The organism is Neisseria sp. P0018.S001 (assembly GCF_051957355.1).
In the GTDB taxonomy this organism is placed as follows: Bacteria; Pseudomonadota; Gammaproteobacteria; order Burkholderiales; family Neisseriaceae; genus Neisseria; species Neisseria subflava_A.
Genome location: NZ_JBQCWN010000102.1, coordinates 1 through 255 on the forward strand (window position 1 = coordinate 1; position 255 = coordinate 255).

At 99.6% G+C, this 255-nt stretch carries 1 protein-coding gene; it reads left to right on the forward strand.

The window, feature by feature from the left end; translation table 11 throughout:
- The coding region (locus ACTHTJ_RS11035; protein ID WP_268083134.1) for a hypothetical protein at positions 1 to 255 on the forward strand (255 nt) is incomplete at both ends.

A 255-nucleotide genomic window follows, 5' to 3' on the forward strand; every position in this document is an offset into this window, starting at 1 on the left:
GGGGGGGGGGGGGGGGGGGGGGGGGGGGGGGGGGGGGGGGGGGGGGGGGGGGGGGGGGGGGGGGGGGGGGGGGGGGGGGGGGGGGGGGGGGGGGGGGGGGGGGGGGGGGGGGGGGGGGGGGGGGGGGAGGGGGGGGGGGGGGGGGGGGGGGGGGGGGGGGGGGGGGGGGGGGGGGGGGGGGGGGGGGGGGGGGGGGGGGGGGGGGGGGGGGGGGGGGGGGGGGGGGGGGGGGGGGGGGGGGGGGGGGGGGGGGGG